This window comes from Streptosporangium sp. NPDC051023 (genome assembly GCF_040689595.1).
Classification (GTDB): Bacteria; Actinomycetota; Actinomycetes; order Streptosporangiales; family Streptosporangiaceae; genus Streptosporangium.
Genome location: NZ_JBFBCE010000062.1, coordinates 39,852 through 56,144 on the forward strand (window position 1 = coordinate 39,852; position 16,293 = coordinate 56,144).

At 70.2% G+C, this 16,293-nt stretch carries 12 protein-coding genes and 1 pseudogene; 4 read left to right on the top strand and 9 right to left on the bottom strand.

The window, feature by feature from the left end:
- Positions 1–115 precede the first annotated feature (115 nt).
- Positions 116–295: a hypothetical protein gene (locus tag AB0395_RS32400; protein WP_366287686.1), complete on the top strand. Its 180-nt coding sequence runs from the start codon at positions 116–118 to the stop codon at positions 293–295.
- Between the two features lie 33 nt (positions 296–328).
- Here AB0395_RS32400 and AB0395_RS32405 read toward each other — a convergent pair whose 3' ends face one another.
- Both AB0395_RS32405 and AB0395_RS32410 read right to left on the bottom strand, forming a co-directional pair.
- On the bottom strand, positions 329–1,270 hold the full coding sequence (locus AB0395_RS32405) for an ABC transporter permease subunit (RefSeq protein ID WP_366287687.1): 942 nt from the start codon (positions 1,268–1,270) through the stop codon (positions 329–331).
- The gene (locus AB0395_RS32410) at positions 1,267–3,939 is read right to left on the bottom strand and encodes a CocE/NonD family hydrolase (protein WP_366287688.1); all 2,673 of its coding nucleotides are present in this window, start codon (positions 3,937–3,939) and stop codon (positions 1,267–1,269) included. Before AB0395_RS32410 ends, AB0395_RS32405 begins: the two co-directional genes overlap by 4 nt.
- A gap of 185 nt (positions 3,940–4,124) precedes the next feature.
- Here AB0395_RS32410 and AB0395_RS32415 point away from each other — a divergent pair, with 185 nt between their 5' ends.
- A complete protein-coding gene (locus AB0395_RS32415; protein WP_366287690.1) occupies positions 4,125–5,282 on the top strand; it encodes a hypothetical protein in 1,158 nt (385 codons plus the stop codon).
- Here the strand turns inward: AB0395_RS32415 and AB0395_RS32420 are convergent.
- The 4 genes from AB0395_RS32420 to AB0395_RS32435 form a co-directional block, all read right to left on the bottom strand.
- A complete protein-coding gene (locus AB0395_RS32420; RefSeq protein ID WP_366287692.1) occupies positions 5,240–6,274 on the bottom strand; it encodes a CopD family protein in 1,035 nt (344 codons plus the stop codon). The two genes, AB0395_RS32415 and AB0395_RS32420, sit on opposite strands and share 43 nt — an antisense overlap.
- The gene (locus AB0395_RS32425) at positions 6,271–6,834 is read right to left on the bottom strand and encodes a copper resistance CopC family protein (protein ID WP_366287693.1); all 564 of its coding nucleotides are present in this window, start codon (positions 6,832–6,834) and stop codon (positions 6,271–6,273) included. The genes AB0395_RS32420 and AB0395_RS32425 overlap by 4 nt, the downstream gene beginning before the upstream one ends.
- Positions 6,835–7,197: 363 nt before the next feature.
- Positions 7,198–9,831, bottom strand: coding sequence for a glycosyl hydrolase family 18 protein (locus tag AB0395_RS32430; protein ID WP_366287694.1), 2,634 nt, complete (start codon positions 9,829–9,831; stop codon positions 7,198–7,200).
- Positions 9,832–10,325: 494 nt separating this feature from the next.
- The gene (locus AB0395_RS32435) at positions 10,326–10,835 is read right to left on the bottom strand and encodes a hypothetical protein (protein WP_366287696.1); all 510 of its coding nucleotides are present in this window, start codon (positions 10,833–10,835) and stop codon (positions 10,326–10,328) included.
- 274 nt (positions 10,836–11,109) lie between these two features.
- Here AB0395_RS32435 and AB0395_RS32440 point away from each other — a divergent pair.
- A pseudogene (locus AB0395_RS32440) lies at positions 11,110–11,961 on the top strand (DMT family transporter); the annotation flags it as partial.
- Between the two features lie 28 nt (positions 11,962–11,989).
- Here the strand turns inward: AB0395_RS32440 and AB0395_RS32445 are convergent.
- Both AB0395_RS32445 and AB0395_RS32450 read right to left on the bottom strand, forming a co-directional pair.
- On the bottom strand, positions 11,990–12,595 hold the full coding sequence (locus tag AB0395_RS32445) for a TetR/AcrR family transcriptional regulator (RefSeq protein ID WP_366287698.1): 606 nt from the start codon (positions 12,593–12,595) through the stop codon (positions 11,990–11,992).
- Positions 12,596–12,605: 10 nt separating this feature from the next.
- On the bottom strand, positions 12,606–13,964 hold the full coding sequence (locus AB0395_RS32450) for a HAMP domain-containing sensor histidine kinase (RefSeq protein ID WP_366287700.1): 1,359 nt from the start codon (positions 13,962–13,964) through the stop codon (positions 12,606–12,608).
- 188 nt (positions 13,965–14,152) lie between these two features.
- Here AB0395_RS32450 and AB0395_RS32455 point away from each other — a divergent pair, with 188 nt between their 5' ends.
- Complete coding sequence (locus tag AB0395_RS32455) at positions 14,153–15,670, top strand: AMP-binding protein (protein ID WP_366287702.1); 1,518 nt, start codon at positions 14,153–14,155, stop codon at positions 15,668–15,670.
- On the opposite strand, the gene menC is transcribed toward AB0395_RS32455, so the two are convergent.
- A partial coding sequence (menC, locus tag AB0395_RS32460) for an o-succinylbenzoate synthase (RefSeq protein ID WP_366287704.1) occupies positions 15,660–16,293 on the bottom strand: 634 nt, incomplete at its 5' end. The two genes, AB0395_RS32455 and menC, sit on opposite strands and share 11 nt — an antisense overlap.

A 16,293-nucleotide genomic window follows, 5' to 3' on the forward strand; every position in this document is an offset into this window, starting at 1 on the left:
ATCGTACCCGCCCGCGCCGCCGGCTGTCCCTGGCGTGGGGGGCGGTCGGAGAGCTTTCCTGTTCCGTCCCCTCGTGGTGCGAAGGAGTTACCGTGACGCTGGCTAGCATGGACGCGTGACTTCGCTTGAGCCCGACGACCTGCATCCCGACGATCTGCGTCCCGTCGACCTCTCCGACGACGGTCCGCCGATCCTGCCCGACCAGACCAGCGACGACACCGATCTCGGCTGGGGCGGCTGGCGCGAGCCCGACGACGACGACAGGCTGCTTGAGGACCGTCCGCCCCACTGGTAGGGGCAGACGCTCGGGGTCATCGGACGCCCGGGATCACGACACCACGTCCTTGCGCCGGAACCGGCGGAAGGCGAGGGCGACCAGGATCGCCGAGTAGGTGATCGACACGGCCACGCCCTTGACCATGCCGCTGTAGTCGGGTTGCGGCGCGAGGGCGTCCAGCCATGCCGTGCTCCAGAACGTCGGCAAGAACTCCCTGAGCGAACCGAGGGCCTCGACCGCCTGCAGGATGCTGCTGATGATCACCAGGCCGACCGCCCCGCCGACCGCGCCGAGCGGCGAGTCGGTGCCGACGGACAGCAGGAAGGCCAGCGCCGCGACCACGAACTGGCTGACCAGGACGTAGCCGATCACTACTCCGAAGCGGGGCAGCACCTCGATGGCCGCGATCGTCTCACCTGTCCCGGGCACCCGCACGTCATGCCAGCCGAACCCCAGGGTCCCGGCCAGCAGCGCCATCAGCGGCAGGCAGACGACGGCGGCCGCCGAGTAGGTCATCGCGACGACCAGCTTCTGTCGCAGCAGCCTGTCGCGGGGGATGGGGGCGGCCAGCAGGTAGCGCAGCGAGGACCAGCTCGCCTCGCTCGCCACGGTGTCGCCGCAGAACAGTGCGACCGCGACGACCAGCAGGAAGCTCGCGGAGACCGAGAGAGCGAACGCCGCGAAGTTCAGGCCGCCCTCGACCGCCAGGTCGGACAGGCGCAGCGTGGTCGCGGGCGGGGCCGAGCCGGTGCCGACCTTGAACGCGACCACCAGGATCCACGGCAGCGCCAGCAGCAGGCCGAACATCACCAGCGTACGGCGCCGCCTGAACTGGCGGGCGAACTCCACCGAAAGCGGCAGCGTACGGCCGGCCAGATAGCCGGCGGCGGAGCCGTCCCCTCTCGGGCCTTCGCTCCTGGGGCCGCCGTCCGCCGGGATATCGTCCTCCAGGACGTCGGTCCGGGGGCCGCGCGAACCGTTCACGTCGTTCATACGTTCTCCCCGATCAGGTCCAGGAACACGTCTTCGAGGCGGCTTCCCGAGCCGTTGCCGGAGGCGTGGCCGCCCAGCAGGTCGCTCACCGGCCCCGCGGTGACCAGACGCCCTCGATGCATGACCACCACGTGGCTGCAGGTCTGCTCGACCTCGGCGAGCAGATGGCTGGAGACGATGACCGTACGGCCCCGCGCGGCATAGGCGATCAGGACCTCGCGCATCTCGCGGATCTGCGGCGGGTCGAGGCCGTTGGCGGGCTCGTCGAGCACCAGCAGGTCGGGCAGGCCGAGCATGGCCTGGGCGATGGCCAGGCGCTGGCGCATGCCCTGGGAGTAGGTCCGCACCGCCCGGTCGAGCGCGCCGCCGAGCCCGGCGATCTCCAGGGCCTCGGCGAAGTGCGCGTCCCGCTCGGGGCGGCCGGTCGCCTTCCAGTAGAGCTCCAGGTTGGCCCGCCCCGTCAGGTGCGGCAGGAAGCCGGGGCCCTCGACGAACGAGCCGAGGCGCGACAGCACGGGGGCGCCGGGGGAGATCAGATGGCCGAAGATCCTGATCTCGCCCGCGTCGGGGTGAATCAGGCCCATCAGCATCCGCATCGTGGTGGTCTTGCCTGCGCCGTTGGGGCCGAGCAGGCCGAGCACCTGGCCCTGCTCTACGGTGAAGGACAGGTCGTCGACCGCCAGCTCGCCGTTGCCGTACGCCTTGGTCAGGCCGTCGATCCGCAGCGGGACCGCGTCGAGGGCCGGGTCGTGCTCGCCGGCGCGGCGTCTGCGCCCAACGAGCAGCAGGACGGCCGCGACGACGACGGCGGCGGCGGGCAGCGCCCACGTCCACCAGGTCAGGCCGTTCGACGGGGTCCGCAGCGAGGCGTCCGTCGGGACGGTCAGAGCCTGGGAGGCCAGCTCGACCTCGTAGACGGCGGGGGCGGCCGGGGTGCTGTAGCCGAGGTCGGTCGTGGTGAAGGCGACCCGCAGCCGGTGGCCGGTGTCGAAACGGTGGTCGATGGCGGGCAGGGTGACCGTCGCCTCACCGGTGCCGCTCTCGGAGACGACGATCCTGACCGGGGCGACGAGGCTCTCCGGCAGGAGCGGCGTCTGGACGCCGATCCCGACGTCGTAGAGCTTGGCGAACAGCGTCACCCCCGGCCCTGTCTCGCCGGGCCCTGGGGTGACGCTGTTCGCGTCCCCGCCCGTTTCCCGGCCGGTACCGTCATCGGTTTCCCGGCCCGTGTCCGGCGTCCCGGCCCAGGCCGTCGTGCTCCCGGTGCGCACCCGCACCCGCACGGTCGAGCTGCCGGTGACCTGGAGCGGGGTGGTGAGCGGGGCGGAGTCGAACTGGGCGCTCTGGCCCGCCATGTCGACGGACACGCTCAGGTTGCCCGCGCCACCGCCGAGACCGCCGAAGCCGGGGACGGAGGAGATCGAGGAGGGGGAGCCGCCCGGCGGGTTGGCGACCTGCTGGGCGGGGCCGTTCACCGGCACCGAGGTCGTCGCGGTGCCGGAAAGGCCCGGGTAGCCGGTCGCGGTCGCGTGCAGCTGCACGGGGCGGCGGGTGCCGGGGTCACGGCCGCCGTCACGGGTGACGGTGAACGCGCTGTTCGCCCGGCCGGCGTCCGCGGTGCCCCGCAGGTAGTGGTCGAACCAGGCCGTCGTCTGCTCATGGATCCAGTCGACCTCGCCGTTGCCGCCGTCGTGGCCGCCGTCGAACCAGGCGACGCCGACCGGGGCGCCGGTCGCGGCGACGGCCCTGGCGTTGGCGTCCGCCTGCCCCAGGGGGAACAGCGAGTCGCGCTGCCCCTGGAGCAGCAGCGTCGGGATCTTGATCCTTCCGGGCACGGAGACGGGGCTGGACCTGCGCAGGGTCTCGACCGCCTGCGGTGTCGCCCTGCCCGTCTCCGCGATCCGCTGGTAGATGTCGCAGATCTCCGCCAGAAACCGGCCGCACCTGACATCCTGCGCGGTCAGAGGTTGTGCGGGCGTCGTGGCCCGGTCGCCGCCTGAGGCGGCCTGGAACGGGCCCGCGCCCGGGGTGGGGCCGCCCCTGCTGAAGAACAGCCCGGCCCACATCCGCTTGAACACCCCGTTCAGCGGCCCCTGGCCGCCCGCGTCGGGGAACAGCGCGTCGGCCAGGTCGTACCAGGTGATCTGCGGGACGATCGCGTCGATCCTGCTGTCGTAGGCGGCGGCCATCAGCGCGATGGCGCCACCGTAGGAGCCGCCCGCGATGCCCACCCTCGGGTCCCCGCCCGTGTCGAGCCTGACCTCGGGCCGCCGGGCCAGCCAGTCGACGAGCTGCCGGACGTCCTTGACCTCGTAGTCGGGGGAGTTGAGCGCGATCTGCCCGGTCGAGCGCCCGAAGCCCCGCGCCGACCAGGTCAGTACGGCGTAGCCCTCCCGGGCCAGCCGTACCGCCGCCTCCCGCACGCTCTCCTTGCTGCCGCCGAAGCCGTGGGCCAGCAGCACGGCCGGAGCCCTGCCGCCCCCGGCGGGCGGGAAGAAGCTCGCGTCCAGCGTGACCCGCTGGTCGTCACGGGGCCCGTCGACCACCGTGATGCTCTGCTCCTGGGCCCTCACCTCGGGCGCCGACGGCCACAGAATCCAGGTCGCGACGCCGACGGCCAGCACGGCGACCACCGCGATCCAGGTGACAGGCTTCCCCGCAAGCTTCATGCCGCGAGCTTACTGAGAGGAGCTGAGAGGGACCTGAGACGTTCCGGCGGCGAGCGGAGAGCCCACACGAACCCTGACCAAAGCCGCAAGGGGCGCAAGTGCCCAGACAGGGGGCTAACCCCTACCGATCTCTCGGGGATGTTCCTGATTGCGGACCAAGGTAAAGGACGGGCATCATTTCGCGCGTGAAGTTAGTCGAGAGCTTGAAAAGAAGAGCCACTCCGGTCGTCCTGTGGGCGTTGCCCTACTGGACCAGGGGAAAGGCGGGGCGTGAGACCCCGGAGGACCTGTTTCGGGTGCTCTACCTCGGCTGGCTGGTCGCCTTCTCGTTCAAGGTCCTCGGCGCCTCGTGGGACGTCTCCTGGCACTTCAAGTGGCTTCGTGACGACCTGGCGCCGCCGCACCTGCTCAACAGCGTCGGGACCGCCATCGCGCTCACGCTCACGATCATCCACCTCTACACCGGTTACGGCGTGGACAGGACGGCGCAGCGCCTCGTCGGCTGGGGCACCGCGATCTTCCTGATCGCGGTGCCGCTCGACCTGATCAACCACCGCATCAACGGGCTCGACATCACCTCGTGGAGTCCGTCGCACATGATGCTCTACTTCGGCACGCTGCTCATGGTCTGCGGCGTGACGAGGGGCTGGTTCATGGGGGCACCCCCGGGGCGGGCGCGGACGCTGGTCCTCGGCGGGCTCTTCGTCTTCCTGCTGGAGAACGTCTGGTTCCCGGCGCAGCACCAGGAGTACGGCGTGTTCGGCATCGCCGCCTGGGACAAGGGACGCCCCGAGGCGGAGCCCATCCTGCTGCAGTTCGCCGCCGACCAGATGGGCCGCGCGGTCGACCGGGCCATGGTGGTCAGGTTCTCGCTGCCGGTGCCCGACCAGGTGTATCCGCTCTACGCGGTGGCCGCCGGGATGATCGTCCTGGTCTTCGCCCGCGCGATGACGGGGCGGGCCTTCACCGCGACCATCGTCGCGGCCTCCTACGTCGCCTACCGCGCCCTCATCTGGCCGCTGCTCGGGTTCGCCGGCTTCCCACACTCGGCGGTCCCGGCCTTCCTGATCGCCGGGGCGCTCGCGATCGACCTGGCGTTCCTGATCCGGAACCCGGTGGCGCGGGCGCTGCTCGGCTCGCTCGCGGCCACGGTCGTCGTGGACTGGGCGCTGCGCCTGCAGGGCGGCCTCTATCTCACGCCGCCGCGGGTGCCGCACCTGACCGTGGCGATTGGCGGGGTCATGCTCGCCGTGCTCTGGCTGGGGGCCGAGTGGGGCATGGCCCGCTACCGGCTCCGGGCTCAGGACATGGAGGCCGTGGTCAGCGCGACCGCGAGCCCGTAGGCCAGCCCCATCACGGTGATCTCGGCCGCCGCCCACGCGACGACCGCCGTCCCCTGCCGCGCGGCGATGCGCGGCAGCAGGCGGAACCTGATGTGGGCGGCGAACGGGATCAGCAGCGCCACGCTGGCGGTCTTGGCCAGCACGAGCAGCCCGTAGTGGCTGCCGAACAGCGCTCCCGGCAGCTCGACCCCCTGGGTCAAGGCCATCGAGGACAGGCCGGTCACCAGCCCCGAGACGCTCACCAGCACCAGCGCCAGCGTCGCCAGCCTGGAGAACCTCGGCAGGATCCCGGCCAGCAGCTCGCGATTCCCCGCGACCAGCAGCATGATCGTCAACAGCCCGCCCGTCCAGGCGGCGGAGCCCATCACGTGCAGCTCCATCGAGATCATGATGGGGTCGTGCCACACCGAGTTCACCGCGTGCCCGGTGACGGGGATCGGCAGCAGGCCGAAGAAGGCGATCACGATACGCAGCTCCGCCGGGACCTTCTCGCCGAACCGTACGGCCAGCAGTCCGATCCCGGCGTAGGCGAGCGCGCAGGCGGCGCTGAAGAGCATGCCCTGACCGGCGCCGAAGTCGTCGACGTACTCGGCGATCATCCCCGGCGTCGGGATCGTTCCGGGGTTGAGCTGGGCGGTTTGGAACACGATGACGACCAGCGCCAGCAGCGCCCACGCCCACGCGAACGTCACCGCCAGTGGCCTGGCCCGGCGCATCACCGGCTCGGTCTGGTCGGGGTCGTCGAATCCGAGCATCTTCGGCAGCAGGCTGAGCCCGACCACCGCCACCGCCGTCAGGTCGAGCAGCACCCGCAGCACCGGCAGGCCGTACTCCACCAGCGGCCCGGGGACGGCGATCCCCGGCACCGCCTGCTGGGCGGTCAGCGCCGTCGCGGTCACCACGGCGAGCACGGCCGCCGAGACGAATCCGCCGGTGACCAGCCTCCTGAGCGTGCCCGTCGTCTCCGGCGCGCTCTCCAGGGTCGCCGTCATCGCGGAGCCCCCTGATCCCCGGTACGGCGCAGCGCCACGACGGTGGCCCCGCCCAACAGGACGAGGGCGCCCACGATCCACAGCACGGCCATCCCCGCCCCGCCGTTCTGCGCGGCCTCGGCGGCCTGGGCGCTCAGGCCCGGGGTCTGCGGCGCGGCGGAGTCGGCAGGGGCCGGCTGGGCCGCCGTGCCCGTGCCCGCCACGGTCAGGGTGAAGGTCACCTTGCCCACCACCGGGTGGCCGTCCGAGGACATGATGCGGTATCCCGCGACGTACTGCCCGGCGGGTCCCAGAGGCTTGACCCCGACGCTCACCTTCGCGCCGTCGACGGCCGTCTTCCCGGCCTCCCAGCGGGTCCCGTCGGGGCCGGTCACGCTGATCTGGGCGAAGCCTTGCCGTACCGTCTGGTCGAAGGTGAGGGTGATCCGGTCCGGTCCCGAGGTGAGTTGCGCGCCGTCCCTGGGGTCGCTGCCGATCAGCACGTTGTGGGCCTGCGCCGGGGTGACCACGCCCAGGAGCGCGGTACACGCGAGCAGCAGGACGGTCAGAAGCCGCCTCACCGATCGTGGCCTTCCGTTGGGTCTGTCATGACCCCGCCATGCTCCCATCACTGCCCACCGGCGTGGGAATCGGCCACCAGGACGATGGATCGGACGGCCCCGAGGGGAGGCGCAGGGACGGTTCCCCGGCGGTTCCGTCGTGGTCCCGTGGCGGCTGCCGGGACAGTCCCGGGTGCGGCTCGCCGGGACGGCGGCGGAAACAGTGCCGGAGAACAGTGCCGGAAGACGGTGCCGGAAGACGGTGCCGGAAGACGGTGCCGGAAGACGGTGCCGGAAGACGGTGCCGGAGAACAGCGCGGGAAAAAGGTGGCGCCCGGCGATCCGTGGCAGGAGGGGATCGCCGGGCGCCGATGGGAGGGATGGCTAGTTCAGGCGCTGCCAGAGCGCGGGCACGTTCGCGGGCTCCCATCCCGCGGCGGAGGTGTGCGCCTGGCGGCACTCATAGTTGGCGCCCGAGTAGGAGACCCGGGTGCCGGCGGTGTAGGCCGTGCCCGCCTTCCACGCCGGGTAGGTCCCGGTCGAGGTGACGGTCGGGGTGGGGGTGGCGGTCGGGGTGACCGTCGGCGTCACCGTCGGTGTCACTGTCGGGGTGGCGGTCGGGGTCACCGTCGGAGTCGCGGTGGGCGTGTTCGTCGGGGTGACGGTCGGGCTCACCGTGGGGGTGGGCGACCCGGTGGGGATGACGGTCGGGGAGGGGCTGGTGGTCGCGCAGACGCCGAGGTCGTTCCAGACGGCGTTGGTGCCCGGCTCGTTGTTCTGGGTCCACCACTTGGCCTGCCACAGGTGACCCTTGTGCGTGACCTTGGCGCCGCCGTTGTAGACCTCGCCCGCCGACCACGGGGGAGCCGAGCAGTCGCCGCCGGGGCCGCCGCTGCCGGTGGGCGTCGGCGTCGGGTTGACCACCACGCCGCCGCGGGCGTAGTCACCGGTCAGGCCGTAGGTCTTGCCGCCGAAGCTCACGGTGAAGTTGGCCGGTGCCGGGGTGGGCAGGTAGTAGACGTAGTCCATGCTCAGCGAGGCGCCGGGAGCCAGCGACTCGTTGGCCTTCAGCTTGAAGGAGACCCGGTTGAAGTCGCCCTTCAGGCCGCCGACGTTGTTGCCCGTGCCGTGCTCGCTGCTGATCACGGTGAGGCCGTAGCCGGACTGGTCCTTGGCGGTTCTCGGAGCCGAGCTGGCGTAGTCCCACTGGAACTCGGCGCCGCCGGGGATCGTGGTCTTGGAGTTGTTGGTGACCTTCAGCTTGCCGGTGATCGGGTAGTTGCTGTCACCGACGGGGAACCCGCTGATGTCCACGCTCAGGTCGAGCTTCTCGTTGGGGATGCTCACCTTGGCGCGGGTCGCGCCGTACGGCGTTGCGGTCTTGAAGGTGTTGTAGACCTGGGTGGTGAGCGTGTCGCCCATGAACCACTCGCTCTTGGCCGAGTCCCAGGCGTAGTCGCCGGCCAGCTCCCAGATCATCAGGCCGCCGATGCCCTTGTCCTTGACGTAGTTGGCCTTGACGCCGATCGACTGGTCGTCCTCGGTCGACAGGAAGACCTTCTTGGTGGAGTTCCACAGCCAGGGGGCGGTCAGGGTCGCGTCGTAGTTGCGGGTGTAGGTGCCGGTCAGCTTGTCGTCGGGCTTGTTCGGGTCGAGACCGTAGGCGGGGCCGTAGGAGCCGACCCGGCCGTCCAGCAGGTTCTTGGCGTGCCAGAGCGGGTTGCCGCCTCCGCCGACCTCGCTGTTGTTCTCCATGTCGTGCCAGAGGTTGTCGATGCCGCGCGCGCCGTCACCGCAGGTGGTCAGGCCGGTCGGGCAGCCGCTGGTGCTCTTGGCCGTGCCCCACAGGCCGTTGGTGCCGCCGGTGACGTTGCGCCAGCCCCTGGTGTAGTACGGCACGCCGATGTTGATCCGGCCCGGCTGCATCGCGCCGCGGAAGTAGTGGTAGGCCCAGTCGGTGTTGAGGTAGCCGATGCCGCCGTACGCCTCGGTGGTGTAGACGCTCCACTTGGCCAGCTCGGCGTCCTTGCCGTCGTCGTAGAGTGCCGCGTTCGGGCCGACGAACTCGTTCCACGCGCCGTGCAGGTCGTAGGACATGATGTTGACGTAGTCCAGGTACTGCGTCACCTGGAAGGTCTCCATGCCGCGCAGCAGATAGCCGGAGGATGGTGCGGCGACCGACAGCAGGTAGTACTTCCCGTCGGCGGCCGAGGCGGCGTTGAGCTTGTCGCGCAGCGTCTTCATCAGCACCGCGTAGTTCCTCATCAGCGAGGAACGGCGGGCGTTGCCGATCTGCCAGTCCAGGGGGTTGCCCGCGTCCTTCATCGACGTCGGGTACTCGTAGTCGATGTCCAGGCCGTTGAAGCCGTACTTCCTGACGAACTCGACCGAGGAGTCGGCGAAGGCGTTGATCCCGGCCGTGTTGGCCGAGCCGTCGGTGTTCGTCGTCATCGTGTAGAAGCCGCCGGAGGGCTTGCGGTCGCCCGCGTCGTCGATGTATCCGCCGGTCTCGGCCCAGCCGCCGACGCTGATCAGCGTCTTGGCGTTCGGGTTGGCCTTCTTGTACTTGTTCAGCAGGTTGAAGTGCCCCTTGTACGGCAGCGAGGGGTCGAGGGTGTCGATCCCCGGCCACTCCATGCCGGTCGCCGCGTTGTTGGAGCCGTCGGCGCCGACCGAGATCTTGTTGTCCGGGCCCACGTGCGCGAACGCGTAGTTGATGTGGGTGACCTTGTCCCAGGGGATGTTCTTGGCCAGGTAGGCGGGCTGGCCGTTCTTCCCGGTCCGCCACCCGGTGAAGTAGCCGATGATGCGGCGCGGATGGTCGGCGCCCATCTTCTCCCGGCCCGACTCGTCGTAGACCTGGCAGTAGGGCACGTCGAGGCCCGGTGTGGTGTAGAGGCCGTCGGGGCGGCAGGACGCGTTGTCCGCCGAGGCGGTGGCCGTGCCCGCGAGCGCGCAGGCGATGAGGGCGAACGACGCGCCGGCCGCCGCGAGACCCGCGCGTAAGCGTGAGGACATGGGAGAGCTACCTCCGAATGAGGAAACACAGCAGTTACCCCAACCCCGAGACCCCCCACGGGTTGTTGATTTTGGAAACTATGCGCTCCCACCAGGTCCGTCAATGCTTTCTTTTAAGAAAGTTTCCTGATAGTTAGTAGAGGGTGATCTCGCTGAACCACGGCGGGCGCGGGCCGGGACCGCGCGGCCACGGCTTCCCCCGACCCCGGATCCCGTGAGCCGCGGCGGATGGGCCGTGCCCACACGCAGCGCTTTCACGCCTCTCGGGCCACCCCCGAAAACCCCGCGGGTCCCCCGGCGCGGTACCCCCGCCGCCGGGCGGGCCTCGCCTCTTGTCTTGCCTCCGTTCGTCTCCCCTCGAAACGCGGAAGGGGTGACCGCACCCCCCGGAACGGCCACCCCGCCCTCTCACCGCGGGAGCAACTGGAACTGCGGAAGCAGTTGGAACCGCGGGAGAGGGGTCTTTTCCCGGCCTTTCTCTCGGCCGGGACGGATCACTTCTCGAACGGCCGGGACGGCAGGAGCGTCGAGCACTTCTCGAGGAGCTTCGCGATGACCTCCCTCTCGGCGTCCGTGTCGGCCGGGAGTTCCTTGAAGTCCTTGGGCTTCTCCTCGTCCTTGGTGGCCCCCTGCCAGACGCCGCCCTCCTGCAGGCACTTGGCGTGCTTGGCGTACGCCTCGTCATCCTTGGGGTCGCTGGGGCCGTCGCCGCCGAGCAGGACCGAGTCCCACTCCTTGCACGCCTTCATGGCCGCGTCCCAGGTCTCCTGCCCACTCTTGGTGATGGCGCTGGCATCGATGTCCTGGCCCACCGCGGGATCGGGAATGTCGACCCCGTTCTTCCGCATACAGGTCGCGAACTTCACCGCGGTCTCGTGCCACGCGACGGCTGTGGGACCCGGTGTCTTGCTGGACGCGGTGGCCGCGGTCGAGCCACAGGCGGTCGACAGTGCCAGTACGGGAAGAGCGGCGAGCAGTGCGAAACGATGCTTGGCGGTGATCATCGATGGTTTCCTCTCGTAGTGATTGCTGCGAACTCGAGGCCGAGTCTGGTGTCCCGATGTCTGTGGATCATGAGCGGAATGTCTTGAACGTGTAATAGGTCCGGAGATGCGGGCGCTGAGAGGGAGGCGAACGGCCCGAACGGGGGGTGAAATGAGCGAAGGGGTGTGAGGTCCCTTACATCGGTGTGGTGTCCTTCACCCTGTGTGGTATTCGGGCCACTCTTCACCCGCTTCGTGCCCCGCCGGTAGCTGGGCGTAATGGAATCCTGCTGCTATGGCAGCGGTATCCGCTCCCCGACCCCTCTTGGGAGCCGTGCTTCTGTTGTTCGTCAGCGCCGCCTGGGGGTCGGCTTTCCCGCTGATGAAAGACCTCATGGCCCGCATGCCCGTCGCGGACCTGCTCACCGAGCGTTACGCCATCGCGACGCTCGTCCTGCTCGCGCTGCGCCCGCGCTGTCTGCGGAAACTGCCGGAGAGCACCTGGCTGACCGGCATCCTCCTCGGCTTGCTGTTCGGCGTCGGCCAGACGGCGCAGGCGGTCGCGCTGCACGACCTGCCCTCGTCCGTCTCCGGGTTCACCGTCGGCTCCTACGTGGTGATCACCCCGGTCCTCGGGCTGGTCCTGCTCGGCGCGAGCGTCCCCTTCCGCACCTGGATCGCGGTCGCGCTGGCCACGGCCGCCATGACGATCTTCACTCTGCTCAGGGGGACGGAAGGCGGAGCCGTCCCGCTGCCCGCGCTGGCCGTCACGCTGCTGTCAGCCGTGCTGTACGCGGGGCACACCCTCGTGCTCGGCAACTTCGCGGGCGCGCGGCGCGACGCCTACGCGGTCGCGGTGATCCAGCTCGGCACCATCGCCCTCATGACGGGTTTCCTCGCCGCGCCCGACGGCCTCACCCTGCCTCGGACCCCGATGGACTGGGTCATCATGGGCCACCTGTCGGTCGTGGCATGCGCCCTCGGATTTTTGGCACGTTCCTTCGGACAGATCCACGTGCCCGCCGCGCCCGCCGCGGTGATCCTGTCCGCTCAGCCGCTCTGGGTGACCGCCCTGGCCATCGCGCTGTACGGCGAGCGGCTCACCTGGACCGTCTTCCTTGGCGGAGGGCTGATCGCCCTGGCCATGCTCCTGGTCGTGCTGCCCAGGGGGATGCTCAGTGCAGCAGGGCGTCGGGAGACAGGCCGAGCTCTCCAGCGGCGGCCGTACGGACGAACTCGGCGAGGCGGGCCTGGCTCAGCACACGCCTGTGCACGGTCGCCTGGGTGGACAGGCCGTCGATGAGCGAGACGATCCGCCAGGTGGAGCCGTCGGGATCGGCGCAGGTGAACGCTCCGGTCTCGGCGCCGTCCTCGATGATCGCGCGCAGCGCCTGCTTCCAGCGCAGGTCGATCCTGCGGGACATCTCCTCAAGCTCGGTGTTGCGGATCGACTCGGCCCACGCGTCGATCCACAGCGCCCACGACTTGGACCTGCTCGCCGGGGAGTAGAGCCTGAGCAGGGTGCGCAGCCGTTCGAGAGGTGAGCCCGGCCTGCTCTCCAGCTTGCCGAGTGCCTCGAGATCGCGCTCCGCCGCGTAGGCGAAGGCCTGCGCGAACAGCTTCTCCTTGGTCTCGAAGTGGTAGAACAACAGCGCCTGGCTGACTCCGGCGGCCTGTGCGATGTCGGCCGTCCGCGTGTGCCCGAAGCCCTGGGCCGCTATGACGTCGCAAGCGGTCCGGAGCAGATCTTCGCGACGTAGTCGCCCAAATCCCCGTGCCACAGGGGGAACCCTAGCGGGTACGGGGAAGGCGCAATACGAAACGCGCGCCTTGGGTGCTCTCCGCGAGGACCAGGGTTCCGCCATGCGCCTCGGCGATCTCTCTGGCGATGGGCAGCCCCAGGCCGGTTCCTCCCGCGTCCCTGTTGCGCGAGGCGTCGAGCCGGGTGAACCGGCGGAAGACGACCTCCCACTGGTCGCGGGCGATCCCGGCGCCGTCGTCGAGCACCTCGACGACGGCCATGTCCCCCTGGGCCGTCACGCGTATCGTGACCCGCGAGGTCGCGTGCCGTTCCGCGTTGTCCAGCAGGTTGGTCAGCAGCCGTGCCAGCCTGAGCCGGTTGCCGAGCACCGTGACACCGGGCTCGGCCTCGCAGACCGTCTCGACGCCGCGCCTGCGGCGGCCCACCTCCTCCCGGCACAGCGCGCCCAGGTCGATCGGCTTCCTGATCGCGGGCGCGCCCGAGTCCAGCCTGGCCAGCATCAGCAGGTCGGAGACGATCGCCTGGAGCCGGTCCAGGCTTGCGAGCATCTCGTGGGCCTTCGCCTTCCAGTCGGTGTCCTCCGGGTAGTGCAACGCCTCCTCCACCTGTGCCCGCATCGCGGTCAGCGGGCTGCGCAGGTCGTGGGAGGCGTCGGAGGCGAACCTGCGCTGCTGCTCCGCCGCTCCTTCGAGGCGGTCGAGGGTCTGGTTGATCGTGATGGCCAGTTGCTTGATCTCGTCCCAGGCGGGAGGGACGGGCACCCGGCGGCCGAGGTCGGTCGCGGTGATCTCCGCCAGCTCGTTCCTGATCGCGTTCACCGGGACCAGCGCCCTGTTGACCGTCTGGTAGGCGCCGAACCCGGCCAGCAGCACCAGCAGCGCGCTGGTGCCGACGATGACGGCGAACAGCCCCAGGTGGACGTACCAGGGGACGACGTCGTCGGCGGCGTAGATGATCAAGTCGCCATCCGGCTGGTGGAGACTGAAGGCGACGACGACCATGCACCTGTCCGGGAACTGCGGGCTGTCGCACAGCTCCCGGTCTGTGCTGACACCACCCGGTGGGGGGACGAAACGCGCCATCCTGGGGCTGCCGCGCAGGTTCGGGGTCGAGGAGAGGACCCGGCCCGCCGAGTCGACGACCTGGACGCCGCCGAGCGCCCCCTGGGGCAGCACGGGCGGCAGCTGTTCCCGCATGGTGAGGTTGATGGTCTTCAGGGCGGCGTTCGTGATCTGCTGCGCGCGGAAGCTGCTGGCCAGGCTGTACAGCGAGAGCGTCGCGACCAGGGTGAGGGCGAGGGCGGACAGGGCCGCGACGATGACGGCGATCAGCGTCAGCCTGGTCCGCACCGACCAGGTGTCCTTGGTGACCACGTCAGCTTCCCCCAAGGTCAGACGATCACCCTAGACGGACTAATTGCCGTTTCCTGGTTATTAATGGCCAAGCATGGGCAAAGTTCCTCTCTCCTTCCGTTGCAGAGCATTGATCTGTACGGCCGCCGCACGCTGACTGGAGGGGAGAACGGCCCCGCGGGACCACCTGTCCCGCCGACCGGCGGGAAGCGAGGAGGAGAGCCATGCCCGACGTCGGCACGCTCGCCGGCTTCTACCGGATCGCCGAGGCGGACCCGGACCGCAGGGCGGTGGTCGGCCCGGACGGCGCGGTGACCACGTACGGCGAGCTGCTCGCCAGGGTCAACCAGGTGTCACACGGGCTCAGGTCGAGGGGGCTCGGCAAAGGAGACGTGGTCGCGACGGTGCTGCCCAACGGCGTCGACGCGTTGGTCACGCTGATGGCCACCGGCCAGATCGGTCTGTACCACGTCCCGGTCAACCGGCACCTGACCGACGCCGAGATCGCCTATATCCTGACCGACTGCGACGCCGGGGTCGTGATCGCCGACCGGGCCCGTCCCGTGGACGGGGCGCTCGACGGCACCGCGGGACTGGCCGCGGGACAGCCGAAGAGCGCCCCCGGCGACAGGTCGGCGGGGAGCGTCATGTGGTACACCTCGGGCACCACGGGATTCCCCAAAGGAGTGCAGCGTCCGCTGCCCGACGCCGAGCCGGAGGCGGTCGTCCCGCTCGCGACCTGGTTCCTCGGCGAGACCTGTGACCTGCGCCCCGGCGACGGGGTCCACCTGGTGACCGCTCCGATGTACCACGCGGCGCCGTGCGCCCACACGATGTTCGCCCTCCACCTGGGCCACACCCTGGTCATCGCGCCCGCCTTCGAGCCCGTCACCGTCCTGGAGCTCGTCGACAGGCATCGGGTCACCAACTCCATGATGGTGCCGACCATGTTCCACCGGCTGCTGCGGCTGCCGGAGGAGGTCAGGGAGAGATACGACCTCTCGTCGCTCCGGCAGGTGATCCACACCGGCGCGCCCTGCCCCGTCACCCTCAAGAGGAAGATGATGGACTGGTGGGGGCCCGTGCTGTACGAGTACTACGGCTCGACCGAGACGACCATCGCCTTCGCCGTCAAGCCGCACGACTGGCTGGAGCACCCCGGTACGGTCGGCCGCCCGGCCCCGGGCGTCGAGGCCAGGATCCTCGACCCCGGCGGTGCGGAGCTCCCCGCGGGCGAACCCGGGCTGATCCACATCAAATCGGCCGCTGGAGGCTTCCGGTACCGCAAGGACCCGGCCAGGACCGCCTCCGGCACGAGGGGCGGGTGGTACGCCCCCGGCGACATCGGCTATCTGGACGAGGACGGGTTCCTTTTCCTGTGCGACCGCCGTACGGACCTGATCGTCTCCGGCGGGGTGAACATCTATCCCGCCGAAGTCGAGGCAGCCCTGCTTGAGCACCCCGCGGTCGCCGACGTCGCGGTGATCGGCGTGCCCGACGAGGAGTGGGGCCACGCCGTGGTCGCGCTGGTCCAGCCGGTTCCCGGAGACCGTCCCTCGACGCGGGAGCTGCTGGACCACCTCGGCCCGCGCCTGGCCCGCTTCAAGCGCCCCAAGGTCGTCGAGTTCCGCGACGAACTGCCCCGTACCCCCGCGGGAAAGCTCTCCCGTTCCAGGGTCCGCGAGGAGTATCTGGCCGGGCAGGACGTCGGAACCTTCGCTGCCCGGCGGCTCAGAAGCTGATCCATTCGGTGGAGACGGTGACCTCGCGCAGGAGGTCGGGGATGGGGTCGACGCCGATGCCGGGGCCGGTGGGTACGGGCAGGTGGCCGTCCTGCAGGACGAAGGGCTCGGTGATGTCGGTGGCGTAGTAGCGGTTGGAGCCGGAGGTGTCGCCGGGCAGGGTGAAGCCGGGCAGGGCGGCCAGGGCCACGTTGGCGGCGCGGCCGAGGCCGGTTTCGAGCATGCCGCCGCACCAGACGGCGATGCCGTGGGCGCGGGCGAGGTCGTGGATGCGGCGGGCTTCGAGGTAGCCGCCGACCCGGCCGGGTTTGATGTTGATGATGGAGCAGGAGCCCAGGGTGATGGCGGCGGCGGCGTGGTCGGCGGAGTGGATGGACTCGTCCAGGCAGACGGGGGTGCGCAGTTGGCGGGCGAGCTGGGCGTGTTGGACGAGGTCGTCGTCGGCGAGGGGTTGTTCGATGAGCAGGAGGTCGTGGGTGTCGAGTTTGGCGAGGTGGGGGGCGTCGGCGAGGGTGTAGGCGGCGTTGGCGTCGACTTGTAGGAGCAGGTCGGGGCCGAAGCGTTCGCGGACGGCTTGGACGGGGGCCAGGTCCCAGCCGGGTTCGATTTTGAGTTTGATGCGC